Source organism: Streptomyces capillispiralis (assembly GCF_007829875.1).
GTDB lineage: Bacteria > Actinomycetota > Actinomycetes > Streptomycetales > Streptomycetaceae > Streptomyces > Streptomyces capillispiralis.
Genome location: NZ_VIWV01000001.1, coordinates 5363968 through 5383364, shown reverse-complemented (window position 1 = coordinate 5383364; position 19397 = coordinate 5363968). Strand labels below are relative to the sequence as shown.

Sequence of the window (19397 nt, the reverse complement as noted above, 5' to 3'; positions counted from 1 at the left end):
TCCGGGCGGCGCGTGCGGCAGAATTTCCGCATGGGGATAGTCGCCGGGCTGGACAGTGCGCCCGATTTCACTCGCATCGTCGTCTGTGACACGGACACCGGAGCGGTGCTCAGGCAGGGGTATGCCCAGCATCCTGCGCAGGGCGCCGACGGCGGCCGTTCCTCCGACGTCGACCCGCAGGCCTGGCTGCTCTCGCTCGGCGAGGCGGCGGGCGGCGGGCTGCTGGAGGGCGTGCAGGCCATCGGGGTGTCCGCGCAGCAGAACGCGCTGGTGCCGCTGGACGCGCAGGGCAACACGGTGCGGCCCGCACTGGTGGGCGGTGACAAGAGGGCGCAGGTCGCGGCGGCCGATCTGGTCGACGCGCTCGGCGGGCGCGAGGCGTGGGCGCAGGCCGTGGGCTGTGTGCCGCAGGCCGCCCAGCCGGTGACCAAGCTGCGCTGGATGGCCCGTAGCGAGCCGGAGAACGCCGCGCGCACCGCCGTGCTGCTCCAGGCGCACGACTGGCTGGTGTGGCAGCTGCTGGGCCGGCCGGTGCGGCGGACCACCGACCGGGGCGGTGCCTCGGGCACCGGGTACTGGGCGGCGGCCACCGGCGGTTACCGGCCGGATCTGGTGGAGCTGGCGCTCGGTCACCAGGCGATGCTGCCCGAGGTGATCGGCCCGTCGGACGCGGCCGGTACGACGCCGGAGGGGCTGCTGATCTCGGCCGGTACGGGCGAGACGATGGCGGCCGCGTTCGGCCTCGGCATCGGGCTGGGCGACGCGGTGGTGTCGCTGGGCGCGTCCGGGTCGGTGATGGCCGTGCATCCGGAGGCGCTCGTCGACCAGCACGGGATGATCACCTCCCTGGCCGACGCGACCGGTATGCACCTGCCCGTCGTCACCACCCTGAACGCCGTGCGCGCCCTGCGCGGGACCGCGGAGCTGCTCGGGCTGCCCGATCTGGAGAGCCTGTCCGAGCTGGCGATGAAGTCGACGCCGGGGGCGCACGGGCTGGTGCTGCTGCCGTACCTGGAGGGTGAGCGCACCCCCAACCTGCCGCACACCGCCGGGACGCTGGCGGGGCTCAGGCGCGAGTCGATGCGGCCGGAGCACCTGGCGCGGGCCGCGTTCGAGGGGATGCTGTGCGGGCTCGCGGACGCGCTGGACGTGCTGCGCGGCCGGGGCGTGGACGTGCGGCGGGTCTTCCTGCTCGGTCCGGCGGCCGAACTGCCCGCCGTGCAGGCGGCGGCGCCCGCGCTGTTCGGTGCGCAGGTGGTGGTGCCGCAGCCCGCGGACTACGCGGCGATCGGCGCGGCCCGGCAGGCCGCCTGGGCGCTCGGGGTGTCGCAGGGCGCGCTGGACCCGCGGACGCCGCCGGTCTGGCAGGGTCCGGTGGCGCAGGTGCTGGATCCCGGCGAGGAGCTGGCGGTGGGGCAGGCGGTGCGGCAGCAGTACGTGTCGGTGCGCGAGCAGACGCATCCGGCCGCTTTCCGTTCCTAGCACGGCCCCGCCGGTTAATTCGGTTGAGGTAACGCGGGTGGAGTGTTCGACGATAGGGGCCACGGGCAACCAAGCGCCCCCGTCGACCACTCCGAGAGATTCAGTGTGCTGATACGACTCCTGCGGACCCATCTCGAGCCCTACAAGAGACCCGTCGCCCTGCTGGTGCTGCTGCAGTTCCTGCAGACCTGCGCCTCGCTCTACCTGCCCACGCTCAACGCGGACATCATCGACAGCGGTGTCGTCGAGGGCGACACCGGTTACATCCTGAGCTACGGCGCCCTGATGATCGGCATCTCGCTGGCCCAGGTCGTGTGCAACATCGGTGCCGTGTACTACGGCGCCCGGACCGCCTCGGCGCTGGGGAGGGACGTCCGGGCCGCCGTGTTCGACCGGGTGCAGTCGTTCTCCGCGCGAGAGGTGGGTCACTTCGGCGCGCCCTCGCTGATCACCCGTACGACGAACGACGTCCAGCAGGTGCAGATGCTGGTGCTGATGACGTTCACCCTGATGGTGTCGGCGCCCATCATGTGCGTGGGCGGCATCGTGATGGCGCTCGGTCTCGACGTGCCGCTGTCCGGGGTGCTGGTCGCGGTGGTACCGGTGCTGGGGCTGTGCGTGACGCTGATCGTGCGCAGGCTGCGCCCGCTGTTCCGGACCATGCAGGAGCGGCTGGACACGGTGAACCGGGTGCTGCGCGAGCAGATCACCGGCAACCGCGTGATCCGCGCGTTCGTGCGGGACACCTACGAGCAGCGGCGGTTCCGGACGCACAACACGGAGCTGACCGACGTCTCGCTGGGCACCGGCAATCTGCTCGCGCTGATGTTCCCGGTGGTCATGACGGTGGTGAACCTGTCGTCGATCGCGGTGGTGTGGTTCGGCGCGCACCGGATCGACAGCGGGGGGATGCAGATCGGCGACCTGACCGCGTTCCTCGCCTATCTGATGCAGATCGTCATGTCGGTGATGATGGCCACCTTCATGTTCATGATGGTGCCGCGCGCCGAGGTGTGCGCGGAGCGCATCCAGGAGGTGCTGGACACCTCCTCCAGCGTGGTGCCGCCGGTCGCGCCGGTCACCGAGCTGCGCCGGCACGGCCATCTGGAGCTGCGGGGCGCGGGCTTCCGCTACCCGGGCGCCGAGGAGCCGGTGCTGAGGGCGGTCGACCTGGTGGCGCGGCCGGGCGAGGTCACCGCCGTGATCGGGTCGACCGGCTCCGGCAAGTCCACGCTGCTCGGTCTCGTCCCGCGGCTGTTCGACGCGACCGACGGGGAGGTGCTGGTCGACGGCGTGCCCGTGGCGGACGTCGAGCCGGCGCTGCTGGCGAGGACGGTCGGGCTGGTGCCGCAGAAGCCGTACCTGTTCGCGGGGACGGTGGCGACCAATCTGCGCTACGGCCATCCGGACGCCACCGACGAGGAGCTGTGGCACGCGCTGGAGGTGGCGCAGGGCAGGGACTTCGTGGAGCGGCTGGAGGGCGGCCTCGACGCGCCGATCGCGCAGGGCGGGACGAACGTCTCCGGCGGTCAGCGCCAGCGCCTGGCGATCGCCCGCACGCTGGTGCAGCGCCCGGAGATCTACCTCTTCGACGACTCCTTCTCCGCGCTCGACTACGCCACCGACGCGGCCCTGCGGGCGGCTCTCGCGCGGGAGACCGCCGAGGCGACCGTGGTGATCGTCGCGCAGCGGGTGGCGACCATCCGGGACGCCGACCGGATCGTGGTCCTGGACGAGGGCCGCGTCGTCGGCACCGGCCGGCACCACGAGCTGATGGCGGACAACGAGACCTACCGGGAGATCGTGCTCTCCCAGCTGACGGAAGCGGAGGCGGCCTGATGGCGGGGCCAGGAGGCCGGATGATGGCCGGGGGCGGCCCCGACCAGCGGACGATCGACTTCAAGGGGTCGAGCAGACGGCTGATCGCACAGTTCCGGCCGGAGCGCCTGACGATCTACGGGCTGCTGGCCTGTGTCGTCCTGAGCGTGGGATTCAGCGTGATCGGGCCGAAGATCCTCGGCCGGGCGACCGACCTGGTGTTCGCGGGGATCGTCGGGCGGGAGATGCCGGAGGGCGCCACCAAGGAGCAGGTGCTCGACTCGATGCGGGAGCGGGGCGAGGGCGATGTCGCCGACATGCTCCGCGGTACCGACTTCACCCCGGGCGAGGGCATCGACTTCACGGCGGTGGGGAACGTCCTGCTGTTCGCGCTGGTGGTGTTCACGGCCGCCGGTCTGCTGATGGCGGTGGCGACCCGGCTGGTGAACCGGGCGGTGAACCGCACCGTGTTCCGGATGCGCGAGGACGTGCAGACGAAGCTGTCGCGGCTGCCGCTGTCGTACTTCGACCGGCGGCAGCGCGGTGAGGTGCTGAGCCGCGCGACCAACGACATCGACAACGTCGGGCAGACGCTCCAGCAGTCGATGGGCCAGCTGATCAACTCGCTGCTCACGATCATCGGTGTGCTGGCGATGATGTTCTACGTCTCCTGGATCCTCGCGCTGGTGGCGCTGGTGACGGTGCCGCTGTCGTTCGTCGTCGCCACCCGTGTGGGCAAGCGGTCGCAGCCGCACTTCGTGCAGCAGTGGCGCACCACCGGCACCCTCAACGCGCACATCGAGGAGATGTACACCGGGCACACCCTGGTGAAGGTGTTCGGGCGGCAGGAGGAGTCGGCCGCCAAGTTCGCCGAGGAGAACGAGGCGCTGTACGAGGCCGGGTTCAAGGCGCAGTTCAACAGCGGGATCATGCAGCCGCTGATGTTCTTCGTGTCGAACATCAACTACGTGCTGGTGGCGGTCGTCGGGGGGCTGCGGGTCGCGTCCGGGTCGCTGTCCATCGGTGACGTGCAGGCGTTCATCCAGTACTCGCGGCAGTTCTCGATGCCGCTGACGCAGGTCGCCTCGATGGCGAACCTGGTGCAGTCCGGTGTCGCCTCCGCCGAGCGGATCTTCGAACTGCTGGACGCGGAGGAGCAGGAGGCCGACCCCTCGCCGGCCGAGCGGCCCCGGGAGCCGCGCGGGCGGGTGGAGCTGGAGCGGGTGTCGTTCCGGTACGACCCCGACAAGCCGCTGATCGAGGACCTGTCGCTGACGGTCGAACCGGGCCGGACGGTGGCCATCGTCGGCCCGACGGGCGCCGGCAAGACCACGCTGGTGAACCTGCTGATGCGGTTCTACGAGGTGTCCGGCGGGCGCATCACCCTCGACGGGGTGGACATCGCGCGGATGTCCCGGGACGACCTGCGGGCCGGGATCGGCATGGTGCTCCAGGACACCTGGCTGTTCGGCGGCACCATCGCGGAGAACATCGCGTACGGGGCGTCCCGGGAGGTCACCCGGGAGGAGATCGAGGAGGCGGCGCGGGCCGCCCACGCGGACCGGTTCGTGCGCACGCTGCCCGACGGGTACGACACGGTGATCGACGACGAGGGCAGCGGGGTCAGCGCGGGTGAGAAGCAGCTGATCACCATCGCGCGGGCGTTCCTGTCCGATCCGGTGATCCTGGTGCTGGACGAGGCGACGAGTTCCGTGGACACGCGGACGGAGGTGCTGATCCAGAAGGCGATGGCGCGGCTGGCGCACGGGCGTACGTCGTTCGTCATCGCGCACCGGCTGTCGACCATCCGGGACGCGGACACCATCCTGGTGATGGAGAACGGGTCCATCGTGGAGCAGGGCGCGCACGAGAAGCTGCTGGCGGCCGACGGCGCGTACGCCCGCCTCTACAAGGCGCAGTTCGCGGAGGCGGTGGCGGAGGTCGACTGACCGTCCCCGGCGGCTGACGCCCCCGCCCCCCGCTGCGGTCCGGACCGGAGCGGGGGGCGGGGGCGTCAGTCCAGGTAGCCGCGCAGCTGGTCGGCGAAGGCGTGGTCGCGGAGTTTGCTGAGCGTCTTGGACTCGATCTGGCGGATGCGTTCGCGTGTCACGCCGAAGATGCGGCCTATCTCCTCCAGCGTGCGGGGACGCCCGTCGACCAGTCCGTAGCGCAGCTGCACGACCTTGCGTTCCCGCTCCCCCAGCGTCGACAGCACCGCTTCCAGGTGCTCCCGCAGCAGCAGGAACGCCGCCGACTCCACCGGACTCGCCGCGTCGCCGTCCTCGATGAGGTCGCCGAGGGCCACCTCGTCCTCCTCGCCCACGGGGGCGTGCAGGGAGACCGGTTCCTGGGCCAGCCGCAGCACCTCGCCGACCCGCTCGGGCGGCAGGTCCAGATGGGCGGCGACCTCGGCCGGCGTCGGTTCGTAGCCGCGTTCCTGGAGCATGCGCCGCTGGACGCGGACGACGCGGTTGATGAGTTCGACGACGTGGACGGGGACGCGGATGGTGCGGGCCTGGTCGGCCAGGGCGCGGGACATGGCCTGGCGGATCCACCAGGTGGCGTAGGTGGAGAACTTGTAGCCGCGGGCGTAGTCGAACTTCTCCACCGCGCGGATCAGGCCGAGGTTGCCCTCCTGGACCAGGTCGAGCATGGTCAGGCCCCGGCCGATGTACCGCTTGGCGACGGACACGACGAGCCGCAGGTTCGCCTCGATCAGCCGGCGCTTGGCCATCCGGCCCATGACGACGAGCCGGTCCAGGTCGTGGGCGAGCCGGCTGTCCAGGTCGGGGGTCAGGCGCAGTTTCTCCTCGGCGAACAGTCCGGCCTCGACGCGGCGGGCGAGTTCGACCTCCTCGGCCGCGGTCAGCAGGGGGATGCGGCCGATCTCGCGCAGGTACTGGCGGAACAGGTCCGAGGAGGGGCTGCCGGTGTCGGGGCGGACGGGCGCGGCCGGTTCGGCGGGTTCGGCGGGTTCGGCCGGGAGGCCGGCCGGGTCCAGGGCCTCGGCGGGGGGTTCGGCCGGCTCGGGCGGGGTCTCGGGGTGGTGCGCGACGCGGCTCTGCGCGGGCATCGCGGACAGCACGCCGGCGTCCGGCTGGGTGAGGGTCTGGGTCTGCACGGGGGCGACCTCCAGGATGATCGCTGCCAAGGAGGGCGGCAGCGGTACTTCGGGAGCGGAGTCGGCGGCCTCGCCGCTGTCCGTCCCGTACGCGATGAGCGGAACCGCGGATGTCCGGGACCCGTCGGTGACGGATCGGCCGCGCTCCGAGGACTCAGGCACCGTCACCCAGTGTGGGGTACGACACATCGTCCTCACGAGGGGCGTGCGATGACTTTTTGCGTCCGGTCCGTGACGGCGTGGTGATGCCGGGCTACAGCGCCGCGGCGCCGTGCTCGCGCAGGGCCTGGTCGTACTGCTGGAGGACCCACAGCTCGTTCTGCACGGCGGTCAGTTCGGCCGGGTCGCCGTGGGCGCCGAGGCGGGTGAGGCGGCTGGTGATGTCGCGGATGCGGCGCTCGACGGCGCGGCGGCGGACGGTGACCAGCTGGGCGCCGGCGTAGGTGTCGTCGGCGTCCTTCACGCCCCGGTGCAGCATGATCGCCTCGACGGCGAGTTCGGTGACCATGGCGCGGACGGTGTCGTCGGGGGCGGCCTCGCGGACCCGGATCAGGTACTCCTGCGGGTCCTGGAGGCCGTACTCCGCGCCCCCGGCGTCGAGGATCGCCTGGCGGACGGCGGCGTAGGGCGGGGCGGTGAACTCGTCGACCCCGTAGGCGTCGAAGGCCGGGGAGACCAGTTCGGGGCGCTGGAGGGCGAGCTTGAGCAGTTCGCGTTCGGTGGCGAAGACGGGGTTGCGGAGGGTGAGGGCGGGGCCGCGCGGGGCGGGCTGCCCGGGGGCGCCGGCGTACTGCTGCGGGCCGCCGCGCTGCTGCCGGTCGGGGGCGGGGCCCTTGCCGCCGCGGTCGCGGGCCCAGCGGGCGAGCTGGGCGACCCGCTTGACGACGAACTGGGTGTCGAGGATGCCGAGCATGCCGGCGAGCTCGACGGCGACCTCGTGCTGGGCGCCGCTGTTCTTGATGCGGGCGACGATCGGGGCGGCCTCGTCGAGGGCGGCGGCACGGCCGGCCGGGGTGTCCAGGTCGTAGCGGCGCACGATCTGGCAGAGCGCGAACTCGAAGAGCGGGGTGCGGGGTTCGACCAGGTCGGCGACGGCCTCGTCGCCCTTGGCGAGGCGCAGGTCGCAGGGGTCCATGCCGTCGGGGGCGATGGCGATGTAGGTCTCGGCGGCGAACTTCTGGTCGTCCTCGAAGGCGCGCAGGGCGGCCTTCTGGCCGGCCGCGTCGCCGTCGAAGGTGAAGATCACGCGGGCGCTGCCGTTGTCCATGAGCAGCCGGCGCAGGATCTTGATGTGGTCGCCGCCGAAGGCGGTGCCGCAGGTGGCGATGGCGGTCGTCACTCCGGCGAGGTGGCAGGCCATCACGTCGGTGTAGCCCTCGACGACGACCGCGCGGGAGGACTTGGCGATGTCCTTCTTGGCCAGGTCGATGCCGTAGAGGACCTGGGACTTCTTGTAGATCGCGGTGTCGGGGGTGTTGAGGTACTTGGGCCCGTTGTCGGCCTCGTACAGCTTGCGGGCGCCGAAGCCGACGACGTCTCCGCCGATGTCGCGGATGGGCCACATCAGCCGGCCGCGGAAGCGGTCGATGGGGCCGCGGCGGCCCTCCTGGGCGAGCCCGGAGAGCAGCAGCTCCTTGTCGCTGAAGCCCTTGCCGCGCAGGAAGCGGGTGAGGTGGTCCCAGCCCTGGGGGCTGTAGCCGACGCCGAAGTGGAGGGCGGCGGCCTGGTCGAAGCCGCGCTCGGCGAGGAAGACCCGGCCGGTCTCGGCCTCGGCGGAGGAGGCGAGCTGTTCCGCGTACCACTCGGCGGCGATCTTGTGGGCCTCGACCAGGCGGATGCGCTCGCCGCGCTGGTGGGTGGGGTTGTACCCGCCCTCCTCGTAGCGCAGGGTGATGCCGGCCTGTCCGGCGAGGCGCTCGACCGCCTCCGAGAAGGAGAGGTGGTCGATCTTCATCACGAACGTGATGGTGTCGCCGCCCTCCTGGCAGCCGAAGCAGTGGAAGAGTCCCTTGCTCGGGCTGACCTGGAAGGACGGCGACTTCTCGTCGTGGAAGGGGCAGAGGCCCTTGAGGTTGCCGCCGCCCGCGTTGCGCAGCTGGAGGTACTCGGACACCACGGCGTCGATCGGGACCGCGTCCCGTACCGCCTTCACGTCCTCGTCGTTGATCCGTCCTGCCACGCGTGAATTCTACGGGGCCGGACCGACAGCACGAGGACGCGAGCGCGCTCCTCGGGGGCGCGGGGCCCCGGTCCTGTCGGCGGACGGGAGTGCGACGACAGGACCTAGGCGACCAGGCCGTCCAGCGGTACGTGCGGGTCGGCCAGGGCCTCGAGGTCCACCCGCCGGCCGGAGCGGATCAGTGCCTGGACCGGATCCGTGACGTCCCACACGTTCACGTTCATGCCCGCCAGGACGCGCCCCTCCTTCACCCAGAACGCGATGAACTCGCGCTTGCCGGCGTCACCGCGGATCACCACCTGGTCGTACGACCCCGGCGGCGCCCACCCGGAGTACTCCATGCCCAGGTCGTACTGGTCGGTGAAGAAGTAGGGGACGCGGTCGTAGACCTCCTCCCGGCCCAGCATCGAGCGGGCGGCCGCCGGACCGCCGTTCAGCGCGTTGGCCCAGTGCTCCACGCGCAGCCGGGTGCCGAGCAGGGCGTGCGGGAAGGACGCGACGTCGCCGGCCGCGTGGATGTCGGGGTCGGAGGTGCGCAGCCGTTCGTCGACTAGGATGCCGCCGCCGTCGGCGCGGGCGGCGAGCTCCAGCCCCGCCGCCTCCGCGAGGGAGACCCGCGGGGCCGCGCCGATCGCCGCGAGGACGGCGTGCGCGGGGTGCTCCTCGCCGTCGTCGGTGCGGGCGGCGAGGACCATGCCGTCCTGGCCGGTGATCTCGGTGAGGGTGGCGCCGAAGTGGAAGCGCACGCCGTGCTCGCGGTGCAGTTCGGCGAAGAGCTGGCCGAGTTCGGGGCCGAGGACCGAGTGCAGCGGGGTCGGGCCGCGGTGGACGACGGTGACCTCGGCGCCGTACTGGCGGGCCGCCGCCGCGATCTCCAGGCCGATCCAGCCGGCGCCGGCGATCACCAGGTGGCCGTTGTCCCGGCCGAGGGAGGCCAGGACGCCCTTGAGGCGTTCGGCGTGGGCCAGGCGGCGCAGGTGGTGGACGCCGGCCAGGTCCGTGCCCGGGATGTCCAGGCGGCGGGGTTCGGCGCCGGTGGCGAGCAGCAGTTTGTCGTAGCGGACGACGGTGCCGTCCTCGCCGAAGCGGACGGTCCTCGCGGCGCGGTCGACGGCGTCGACGGTCTGGCCGAGGTGCAGTTCGACATCGTGGCGCGCGTACCAGGCGGGCTCGTGCACGAAGACGCTGTCGCGTTCCTCCTTGCCGAGGAGGTAGCCCTTGGACAGGGGCGGACGCTCGTAGGGGTGGTCGCGTTCGTCGCAGATCAGTATCACCCGGCCGGTGAAGCCCTCCGCTCGCAGCGTCTCGGCCGCCTTCGCGCCGGCCAGGCCGCCTCCGACGATGACGAATGTCTGATCCGCGTCGACCACGTGATGCCTCCTCTTGGGGGTGCCGCCACCTGCGAGCGTCCCGCACCCGCGGTGTTGCCGGAAGGGGGAGTGACCCGATCAGGCCATACGGGTCATGCCTGCCCCGTGAGCCGGGCGTGCAGCGCGCGGGCCGAGGCGTCCGTGAGGGACGCGATCCGGTCGACGATCACGCGCTTGCGGGCCCGGTCGTCCGGGGCCTGTGCGAACAGGGTGCGGAACTGGGGGTCGAGCCCTTCGGGGGCGCGGGCGGTGAGGGCCTCGGCGAGTTCCAGGACGACGACGCGCTGGTCGGCGCGGAGCCGCTCCTGTTCGGCGCGCTGCATGACGTACCGGTCGGCGACCGCCTTGAGGACGGCGCACTCCATGCGGGTGCCGCGCGGGACGACCAGCTCGGCGCCGTACCGGGTGAGGCGGCCGCCCCCGTACGCCTGCCGGGTGGCGCCCTCGGCGGCGAGGCAGAAGCGGCCGATGAGCTGGCTGGTGGCGTCCTTGAGGCGGGCCTGGGCGACGGCGGTGCCGTCGTAGGCGTGCGGCCACCACTCCTGGGCGAGGAGGCGGTCGAGGGCCTCGGCGAGCTCCTCGTGGTCGGTGTCCGCGGGGACGTACCGTCCCACGGCGACGGCGAAGACCGCCCGGCGTTCCGCTTCGGCGAGCAGGCAGTTCGGGTCGATGTGACCGGCGTGCAGGCCGTCCTCCACGTCGTGCACCGAGTAGGCGACGTCGTCGGACCAGTCCATGACCTGGGCCTCGAAGCAGGTGCGGGAGCCGGGGGCGTCCCCGCGGATCCAGTCGAAGACGGGGCGGTCGTCGTCGTAGACGCCGAACTTCGCGGAGGCGGGGTCGGTGGGGTGGGCGCCGCGGGGCCAGGGGTACTTGGTGGCGGCGTCGAGGGCGGCGCGGGTCAGGTTGAGGCCGACGGAGCCCTCGGGGGTGAACCGCTTGGGTTCGATGCGGGTGAGCAGGCGCAGCGACTGGGCGTTGCCCTCGAAGCCTCCGCAGTCCTCGGCGAACTCGTTCAGCGCCTGTTCGCCGTTGTGCCCGAACGGCGGGTGCCCGAGGTCGTGGGAGAGGCAGGCGGCCTCCACCAGGTCGGGGTCGCAGCCGAGGGCGGCGCCGAGCTCCCGGCCGACCTGGGCGCATTCGAGGGAGTGGGTGAGGCGGGTGCGGGGGCTGGCGTCCCAGACGGAACTGCCCTCCCCCGGCGCGACGACCTGGGTCTTGCCGGCGAGGCGGCGCAGGGAGGCGGAGTGCAGCACGCGCGCGCGGTCGCGCTGGAAGGCGGTGCGGCCGGGACGCTTGTCGGGCTCGGCGGCCCAGCGCTCGACGGCCGACGGGTCGTACCCGGCGGGCGGGACGTGGTTCTCGTACGGCGCGGGAGGTGCGGAGGTGTCGGATGCGGTGCCTTCCATGCACCGACAGTAAACGCCGCCACCGACATCCGGGACGACGGCGGCCGTTTCACGCCGACGCGAGGGCCGGTGCGGTGAGCGGCGTGCGGGTGGTCAGGGACTGGTCGTAGCGGTGCAGCAGGAGGCGGGCCATCGCGGGGTGGGTGCCCAGGGGGGCGGCGGCGATCCCGGGTGCCGCCGCCGCGCACTGCGTGGCGAAGCGGCCGGGGGCGGTGAAGCAGGAGGCGACGGCGACACGGTGGCGGCCCCGGGCGGCGAGCGCGCGGACGGCGTCGGCCACGGTGGGGGCGGCGGCACAGGCGTAGGCGGGGACGACGGGGACACCGAGCCGTGCGGCGAGGTCGTCGGCGATGCGGGCGGTGTCGGTCCGCGACTCGGGGTCGCGGGACCCGGCGGCGGCCAGGACGACACCGCTCGCGCGGCGGGCCGCGGGGTCGGCCGGGGTGCGCCAGCCGGCCTCGGTGAGGCGGGCGTGCAGGACGTCCACGAGCAGCGGGTGCGGGCCGAGCGGGGCGGCCACGCGCGTGTGCAGCCGTGCCCCGGCGGCCGTCTCGGGGATGTCCCGCTTGACGTGGTAGCCGCGGCTGAGCAGCAGCGGCACGAGGACGGCGGCCTCCGTTCCGCGCGCGTCCAGCCCGGCGAGGGTGTCGGTGAGCAGGGGCGCGTTCAGCTCGATGTGGCCCAGGTGCACGGGCAGGCCGGGGCGCAGCGCGCGGACGCGGTCCAGGAGCTGCCGTACGGTGCTCAGCGCGCGCGGGTCGCGGCTGCCGTGGGCCACGACGACGAGAGCGGGGGGCGGGGCGACCGGGTGGTGCCGGCCGAAGAGGTTCTGGGGATACGCCGTCATGCGTCGATCGTGGCCGCGGGACGTTGCCTTCCCGTTGCGCGGGCATCACGGGTGTTTTCCGGCGGTTCACGGTGCGGCCCCCGGTGGGTGTGAGGCCGTTCGACCTGTGGTTTCCTCCGGTGCCGTGAAACCGGTCACAGGGCGTTTCGTGAACCGGGAGGCCCGCCGGGGCGTCTTGCAGGGTCGAGGAACCACCGGGGAGGGGCCCGTCCGATGCGCCGTCCGCTGCGACGTCTCAGAGTCCGTCCGCCACGTCTTCCCCGTACCCGTGCGGGCCGGCGGCGGCTGGTGCGGGTGGTGGTGGCGGGGTGCGTGCTGGCGCTGCTGCCGGCGACCTGGCTGCGGCTGACGACGGACGACCGGCTGCGCACCACCGCCGACGTGCCGCGCACCGATGTCGCGGTGGTGTTCGGCGCGGGCCTGTGGGACGGGGAGCCGTCGCCGTACCTGGCGCACCGGCTGGACGCGGCGGCCGAGCTGTACCGGGCGGGGCGGATCGAGGTGGTCCTGGTCACCGGCGACAACAGCCGCGAGGACTACGACGAGCCGGACGCGATGCGCGCCTACCTCACCCGGCACGGCGTCCCCGGCGCGCGGATCGTCAGCGACTACGCGGGCTTCGACACCTGGGACTCCTGCGTCCGCGCGAAGAAGATCTTCGGCGTGGACCGCGCGGTGCTGATCAGCCAGGGCTTCCACATCCGCCGCGCGGTGGCCCTGTGCCGGGCGGCCGGGGTCTCCTCGTACGGCGTCGGCGTCGACGAGCGGCACGACGTCACCTGGTACTACGGGGGCGCACGGGAACTCCTCGCGGCGGGCAAGGCGGCCCTGGACGCGGCCTTCCGCCCCGACCCGCGCTTCCTCGGTCCGCGGGAGCCGGGGGTGGAGCGGGCGCTGGCGGACGCGTCCGCGCGGGCCGCCGGATGACACGGGCCCGCCCCTCACCGCCGGCCGCGAGGGGCGGGGAGGTCGCCGTACCGGGCGTGTAACAGGGACCGGCGTGCCGTGTAACACCGGCGGCGCAGGCTGAGCCGCATGCAGAACACCGTGACGCCCACGCACTGCCCCTACTGCGCCCTGCAGTGCGGGATGAATCTGACGCCCGCCCCGGACGGGACCGTCGAGGTGAGCGAGCGCGCGGACTTCCCGGTGAACCGGGGCGCGCTGTGCGGGAAGGGGCGTACGGCGCCCGCCGTGCTGTCGTCGGGCGTCCGGCTGACCTCGCCGTTGGTGCGGTCCGAGGGGGGCTCGCTGGTGCCGGCGTCCTGGGAGGAGGCGCTGGGCCGGATCGCCGAGGGGCTGGGGGGCACGCGCGCGCGGTTCGGGGCGGACGCGGTCGGCGTGTTCGGCGGGGGCGGGCTGACCAACGAGAAGGCGTACTCGCTGGGGAAGTTCGCGCGGGTGGTGCTGGGCACCTCCCAGATCGACTACAACGGGCGCTTCTGCATGTCGTCGGCGGCAGCGGCGGGGGGCAGGGCGTTCGGGCTGGACCGGGGGCTGCCGTTCCCGCTGGAGGACATCCCGAGGACCGGCTGCGTGATCCTCGTCGGGTCGAACCCGGCGGAGACCATGCCGCCGTCGCTGCGCTACTTCACCGAGCTGCGCGAGAACGGCGGCACGCTGATCGTCGTCGACCCGCGCCGCACGAAGACCGCCGAGCAGGCCGATCTGCACCTGGCGCCGCGCCCCGGCACCGATCTCGCGCTGGCGCTGGGGCTGCTGCACCTGGTCGTCGCCGAGGGCCGCACCGACGAGGCGTACATCCAGGAGCGCACCACCGGCTGGGAGGAGACCCGGGCGGCCGCGATGGCGCACTGGCCGGAGTACGTGGAGCGGATCACGGGGGTGTCCGTCCCGCAGCTGCGCGAGGCGGTCCGGATGTTCTGCGCGCCGGAGGCCGCGATGGTGCTGACCGCGCGCGGACCGGAGCAGCAGGCGAAGGGCACCGACACGGTGGGCGCGTGGATCAACCTGTGCCTGGCGACGGGCCGGGCGGGCCGTCCGCTGTCCGGGTACGGCTGCCTGACCGGGCAGGGCAACGGGCAGGGCGGGCGCGAACACGGCCAGAAGGCCGACCAGTTGCCCGGCTACCGCAAGCTCACCGACCCGGCGGCCCGCGCGCACGTGGCCGGGGTGTGGGGCGTGGACCCCGACAGCCTGCCCGGACCGGGGCGCAGCGCCTACGAGCTGCTGGACGCGCTCGGCACGGACATCCGCGCGCTGCTGCTGATGGGGTCCAACCCGGTCGTCTCGGCGCCGCGCGCCGCGCACGTCGAGGAGCGGATCCGCTCGCTGGACTTCCTGGCGGTGTGCGACGTGGTGCTGTCGGAGACGGCCGCGCTCGCCGACGTGGTGCTGCCGGTGACGCAGTGGGCGGAGGAGACGGGCACGACCACCAACCTGGAGGGGCGGGTGCTGCTGCGGCGCCGCGCGATCAGCCCGCCGGACGGGGTCCGCAGCGACCTGGAGGTCATGCACGAACTGGCGGCGCGGCTGGGCGGCGGGCGGGGGCTGGAGAAGAAGTTCCCGACCGACCCCGAGGAGGTCTTCGAGGAACTGCGCCGGGCCAGCGCGGGCGGTCCGGCGGACTACTCCGGGATCAGCTACCGCAGGCTGGCGGAGGAGAACGGCGTGTTCTGGCCGTGCCCGGCGCCGGGGACGGGGACGGGCACGGGGGCCCGGGTCGGGGCTGTGGAGACGGGAACGGGGGCCGGGGAGGGCACCGGAACACCGCGGGGGGAAACCGGCGCGGGCGCCTCCCACGGTGCCGGTGTGCACCCCGGTACCCCCCGGCTCTTCCTCGACCGGTTCGCCACCGAGGACGGGCGGGCCCGGTTCGTGCCGGTGTCGCACCGCGCGATCGCCGAGGAGCCCGACGAGGAGTACCCGGTGCTGCTGACCACCGGGCGGGTCGTGGCGCAGTACCAGTCCGGCGCCCAGACCCGGCGCGTGGCGGAGCTGAACGCCGCCGCCCCGGGCCCGTTCGTGGAGCTGCACCCCCGGCTCGCGGAGCGGCTCGGCGTGGCCGAGGGCGACCCGGTGGCGGTGGTCTCGCGCCGGGGCCGGGCGGTGGCGCCGGGGCGGATCACCACCGCGATCCGCCCCGACACGGTGTTCATGCCGTTCCACTGGGCCGGCGAGGGCCGCGCCAACACCCTCACCAATCCCGCCCTCGACCCGACCTCCCGCATGCCGGAGTTCAAGGCGTGCGCGGTGCGGGTGGAGGCGGTGCGGCCGTAGGGGCGCCCGGGGCGCGGGGCGGTCAGCCCACGTTCACCGCGCTCCAGGCCGCGGCGACCGCGGCGTGCTCGGTGCCGCCCTCGCCGTAGAGGTCCGCGGCCGCCTTCAGGGTCGCCGTGCGGGCGGCCGCGTAGTCGGTCGAGGAGGTCATGTAGACCGTCAGGGCGCGGTACCAGATCCTGCCCAGGGCGGCGCGGCCGATGCCGGTCACCGTGGAGCCGTCGCAGGTGGGCGAGGAGTGGGCGACGCCGTTGACGGTCCTGGCGCCGCTGCCCTCGGCGAGCAGGTACGCGAAGTGGTTGGCGACGCCGGAGGAGTAGTGGACGTCGAGGTCCTTGACCGAGGCGTCCCAGCAGTCCGCGGACTTGCCGTCCCTGGACGGCTCGTCCATGTAGCGCAGGGCGTCCTTGCCGAAGCCGTCCCGGACGATCTCCTCGCCGATCAGCCAGTCCCCGGCGTCCTCGGGGTTGTTCGCGTGGAACTCCACCAGGGTGCCGAAGATGTCGGAGGTGGCCTCGTTCAGGCCGCCGGACTCGCCCGAGTAGGTCAGGGCCGCCGTCTTGGACGTCACGCCGTGGGTCATCTCGTGCCCGGCCACGTCCAGCGACACCAGCGGCCCCATCAGCTCGCCGTCCCCGTCGCCGTACGTCATGCAGAAGCAGCGGTCGTCCCAGAAGGCGTTGTTGTAGTCGTTGCCGTAGTGCACGCGGTTGTACGAGCCCTTGCCGTCGCCCGCGATGCCGCGGCGGCCGTGGACGTCCTCGTAGTAGTCCCAGGTGACGTCGGTGCCGTACTGCGCGTCCACGGCGACCGTGGCGCGGTCGGCGGTGTCGCCGGTGCCCCAGTGGTTGTCGGCGTCGGTGAAGGGGGTGGCCGGGGCGCGGTCGAGGCAGACGACCAGGACGCACAGGTCGGTCCCGTTGCCCGCGTCGCCGGTGTAGGTGCCGCCGCGGGTGGGGTCCTTCAGCTCGAATCCGGAGGACGTGGGCGTCGTCTCCAGCGGGACCGTGCCGCCGTACAGGGACTCGCCGTCGCCGGTGGCGCTCTCCAGGCTGTCCCAGGCGTCGATGCGGGCGCCGGTGCGCGCGTCGGTGAGCAGGGTGCGGGCGACCGGGTTGCCCGCGGAGTCCTGGGCGACCGCGTCGGTGCGCCAGGCCAGCCTCGGGGCGCCGTGCAGGGCGTCGACCACCAACTGCGGCTTGGCGGTGAGGCCCTTGAGGGGCTCGCCGAGGTGGGCGGCGCGCAGGGCGTTCGCCGCGAGGTCGGCGGCCTTCGGGGCGGCGAGCGCCGGGGTGACGGTCGGGAGGGCGAGGGCGGCGCGGGTCGCGCGCGAGGCGCCGCGGTAGCTGCCGTCAGGGGCCAGGTGGAGCACGAAGTCACCGCCGAGGACCGGCAGTTCGCGGTAGGTGCGGTCGTAGCGGACGTGCTGGGAGCCGTCCTCGTCGACGACGACGTCCCGGACCTTCGTCTCCTGGCCCGCGGTGAGCCCCAGCGCGGCGGCGCGGTCCGCGAGGACCGAGGCGGCGTTGTCGACGGCGGTGGCCCGGGTGGGGCGGTCGGCCGCGCCGGCGCTGGTGGGGGAGAGTGCGGCGGCCAGCAGGGCGGCACTGGTGACGGTGACGCCGGCGGTGACGAGTCGGGAACCTCGGGCATGCCGTATCCGGCTCAAGCGGTCTCCTAGAACGGGCGCCCCGGTGCGGGTGGGGGGAGGGGCGGCGCGGATGGTGACCGTGATTCAAGTGGCCGCGCGAATGTCATGTCCATAGCGCGAATGTGGGGGTGTGTGAGGGGTGAGAATCGTTCCTGCAAGGCTCCCGTGGCACTTCGGTGCAGAGGGGCTCCGCCGACCGTCCGCGCAGGTGAACCGAGTGATCCTCCCCTTCTTCGTCTACGGCACCCTCCGCCCCGGCGAGCGCAACCACGACCGCTTCCTGCGCGGCCGCACCCTGCGCGAGGAACCGGGGCGGCTGCGGGACGCGGTGCTCTACGAGGGGCCGGGATACCCGTACGCCGTCGAGGAGACGGGTTCGGTGGTGGGCGGGGAGCTGGTGACCGCCCTGCCGGAGGCGTACGCGGGGCTGCTCGCCGAACTGGACCGGCTGGAGGAGTACGTCCCGGGCGATCCGCGCAACCTCTACGAGCGAGTGGCCGGGGAGGTCGTCCGGGACGCCGACGGCACGGCGGTGCGGGCGTGGGTGTACCTCGCCGCGCCCTCCGTCGCCGGGCGGCTGCGGGCGCGGGGCAGGCGGATCGCGGGCGGGCGGTGGCGGGGCGGCGGGCGGTGAGCCGCGAAGCGGCGGGATCCGCGGCGCGCGCCCGGCCGGTCACCCGTTCACAGCCGCGCCGCCCAGCCTTCGGGCACTTTTTCGCGGCCCGGTCGGCAGGGCCCCGGTGACCTGCTGGAACGTCGTGCGGCCGGCGCGCGGCCCGGGGCGTCTGACACCCGTTCAGCCGCGCTCCTGACGCCTGCTCAGGAAGCGGTCCGCACCCGGTGGCACTTACCTCGAAGGTGCGGGACGCGTCCGACGGCGGCACATGGGGGTGCCGCGGGCCGCGGCCCCTTCGTGAGCCCGAGGGAGCTTCGATGCGACGTACCGCCCGGCCGCTGACCGGCATGACCGGCACCGCGCTCGCCGTGGCCGCCGCGGGGCTGCTCGCCGCGCCCGCGCACGCCGGGGCGGGCGCCGTCCCCGCCGCCCGCCCGCACGGCACGTCGGCCGGGGCCCTGGAGGCGTACCCGTCCTCGGTCGCGCCGGGCGCGCAGGTCACGGTGGGCACCGCGGCGTGCGGCGGCGACGGGTCGGCGGCGGGCGACGCCTCCGCCGTCGGCGGCGGCCGGTTCACGCTGGCGCCGGACGCCCACGGAGGCGAGGCGACCGGGCGGTTCCAGGTGCCGCCGGGCGCGCAGCCGGGGACGTACGAGATCGTCGCGACGTGCGCCGGGAGCGGCCGGCGGGTCTCCGGCGATCTGGAGGTGACGCTCACGCCCGGTGCGCAGCAGGTGCGTCCCCGGGGCAGTGTGAAGACGGGGGTCGGGGGCGCGCTGGGCCCCGACCCCGTGCAGACCGCGGCCGGTGTGACGGCTCTGGCCGTCGCCGCCGCGGGCGGTACCTGGCTCCTGCATCGCCGGGCGAGAGGCGACGGGATCTGACGGGCACCCTCCGCTGCCCGTCCCGCCGGTACCGCATGTCCCCTCCCCCTCCGGGTCCGACGCCCCTCGCGGCCCGGAGGGGGCACGGGGCCGACTCGACAGGAGGTCCGTCCGTGATGCGCCGCAGGTTCCGCCGGACCGGGGGTCCGGGCAACGCCGTCATAGCCTCCGTCACCGTGGTCGCCCTGTGCTGCGGGATGTGGCTGCTGCGCGACGGGACCGGGGCGCACTCCCCGCCGCAGCCCTCCGCCGCCCAGGCGCACACCGGGGCCGGCGGCCACGGCGCGGGCCGGTCCGCGGCGGCCGCGCTGACGCCCTCCGCGCCCGACCGGGTCCGCATCCCCGCGATCGACGTGGACGCGCCCCTGATCGGCCTGGGCCTGACGGGCACCGGCAGCCTCGACGTCCCGCCCCCCGGCCGCGAGAACCTCGCCGGCTGGTACGAGGCGGGCACCACCCCGGGCGAGACCGGCACCGCGATCATCGCGGGCCACGTCGACAACGCCGACGGTCCGGCCGTCTTCTACTCCCTCGGCGCGCTGCGCAAGGGCAGCACCATCGAGGTGGACCGGCGGGACGGCGGCGTCGCCGAGTTCACCGTGCACGCCGTCGAGGTGTACGACGCGCGGGAGTTCCCCGACGCGAAGGTCTACGGCGCGGCGGACCGCCCCGAGCTGCGGGTCATCACCTGCGGCGGCGACTACTCACCGACGACCGGCTACCGGGGGAACGTCGTCGTGTACGCCCATCTGACGGGCAGCCACTGAACGGTCCCCGGGC

14 protein-coding genes are annotated in these 19397 nt (G+C 73.7%); 8 read left to right on the top strand and 6 right to left on the bottom strand.

The window, feature by feature from the left end; genetic code table 11:
- Positions 1–30: 30 nt before the first annotated feature.
- The 3 genes from FHX78_RS23380 (at position 31) to FHX78_RS23370 (ending at position 5249) form a co-directional block, all read left to right on the top strand.
- On the top strand, positions 31–1482 hold the full coding sequence (locus FHX78_RS23380) for an FGGY family carbohydrate kinase (RefSeq protein ID WP_145869376.1): 1452 nt from the start codon (positions 31–33) through the stop codon (positions 1480–1482).
- A 105-nt stretch (positions 1483–1587) separates the two neighbouring features.
- Positions 1588–3321, top strand: a complete 1734-nt coding sequence (locus FHX78_RS23375) for an ABC transporter ATP-binding protein (RefSeq protein WP_145869375.1) — start codon at positions 1588–1590, stop codon at positions 3319–3321.
- Positions 3321–5249 (top strand): ABC transporter ATP-binding protein, encoded by a 1929-nt coding sequence (locus tag FHX78_RS23370; RefSeq protein ID WP_145869374.1) that lies wholly within the window; start codon positions 3321–3323, stop codon positions 5247–5249. The genes FHX78_RS23375 and FHX78_RS23370 overlap by 1 nt, the downstream gene beginning before the upstream one ends.
- Positions 5250–5314: 65 nt before the next feature.
- Here the strand turns inward: FHX78_RS23370 and FHX78_RS23365 are convergent, their stop codons facing one another.
- From FHX78_RS23365 to FHX78_RS23345, 5 genes are all read right to left on the bottom strand, one after another.
- A complete protein-coding gene (locus FHX78_RS23365) occupies positions 5315–6583 on the bottom strand; it encodes an RNA polymerase sigma factor (RefSeq protein WP_145869373.1) in 1269 nt (422 codons plus the stop codon).
- A 91-nt stretch (positions 6584–6674) separates the two neighbouring features.
- Positions 6675–8600, bottom strand: coding sequence for a DNA primase (gene dnaG / locus FHX78_RS23360; protein WP_145869372.1), 1926 nt, complete (start codon positions 8598–8600; stop codon positions 6675–6677).
- Between the two features lie 104 nt (positions 8601–8704).
- Positions 8705–9970: an NAD(P)/FAD-dependent oxidoreductase gene (locus FHX78_RS23355; protein WP_145869371.1), complete on the bottom strand. Its 1266-nt coding sequence runs from the start codon at positions 9968–9970 to the stop codon at positions 8705–8707.
- A 92-nt stretch (positions 9971–10062) separates the two neighbouring features.
- Complete coding sequence (locus FHX78_RS23350) at positions 10063–11379, bottom strand: deoxyguanosinetriphosphate triphosphohydrolase (protein ID WP_145869370.1); 1317 nt, start codon at positions 11377–11379, stop codon at positions 10063–10065.
- Positions 11380–11428: 49 nt separating this feature from the next.
- Entirely contained in the window at positions 11429–12226 is a 798-nt protein-coding gene (locus FHX78_RS23345; RefSeq protein ID WP_145869369.1) for a sirohydrochlorin chelatase, read from the bottom strand.
- A gap of 225 nt (positions 12227–12451) precedes the next feature.
- Here FHX78_RS23345 and FHX78_RS23340 point away from each other — a divergent pair, with 225 nt between their 5' ends.
- Together FHX78_RS23340 and FHX78_RS23335 are read left to right on the top strand one after the other, a co-directional pair.
- Positions 12452–13153 carry a SanA/YdcF family protein gene (locus FHX78_RS23340; RefSeq protein ID WP_145872121.1) on the top strand — a complete coding sequence of 234 codons (702 nt, stop codon included), beginning with the start codon at positions 12452–12454 and terminating at the stop codon, positions 13151–13153.
- 108 nt (positions 13154–13261) lie between these two features.
- Positions 13262–15466, top strand: a complete 2205-nt coding sequence (locus FHX78_RS23335) for a molybdopterin oxidoreductase family protein (RefSeq protein WP_145869368.1) — start codon at positions 13262–13264, stop codon at positions 15464–15466.
- Between the two features lie 22 nt (positions 15467–15488).
- On the opposite strand, the gene FHX78_RS23330 is transcribed toward FHX78_RS23335, so the two are convergent.
- Positions 15489–17135: a M4 family metallopeptidase gene (locus FHX78_RS23330; protein ID WP_145869367.1), complete on the bottom strand. Its 1647-nt coding sequence runs from the start codon at positions 17133–17135 to the stop codon at positions 15489–15491.
- Positions 17136–17334: 199 nt separating this feature from the next.
- On the opposite strand from FHX78_RS23330, the gene FHX78_RS23325 reads away from it, so the two are divergent.
- The 3 genes from FHX78_RS23325 (at position 17335) to FHX78_RS23315 (ending at position 19384) form a co-directional block, all read left to right on the top strand.
- Positions 17335–17751 carry a gamma-glutamylcyclotransferase family protein gene (locus tag FHX78_RS23325; RefSeq protein ID WP_145872120.1) on the top strand — a complete coding sequence of 139 codons (417 nt, stop codon included), beginning with the start codon at positions 17335–17337 and terminating at the stop codon, positions 17749–17751.
- 299 nt (positions 17752–18050) lie between these two features.
- Positions 18051–18617 (top strand): hypothetical protein, encoded by a 567-nt coding sequence (locus FHX78_RS23320; RefSeq protein ID WP_145869366.1) that lies wholly within the window; start codon positions 18051–18053, stop codon positions 18615–18617.
- Positions 18618–18733: 116 nt separating this feature from the next.
- Entirely contained in the window at positions 18734–19384 is a 651-nt protein-coding gene (locus tag FHX78_RS23315) for a class F sortase (RefSeq protein ID WP_145869365.1), read from the top strand.
- Positions 19385–19397: the final 13 nt, after the last annotated feature.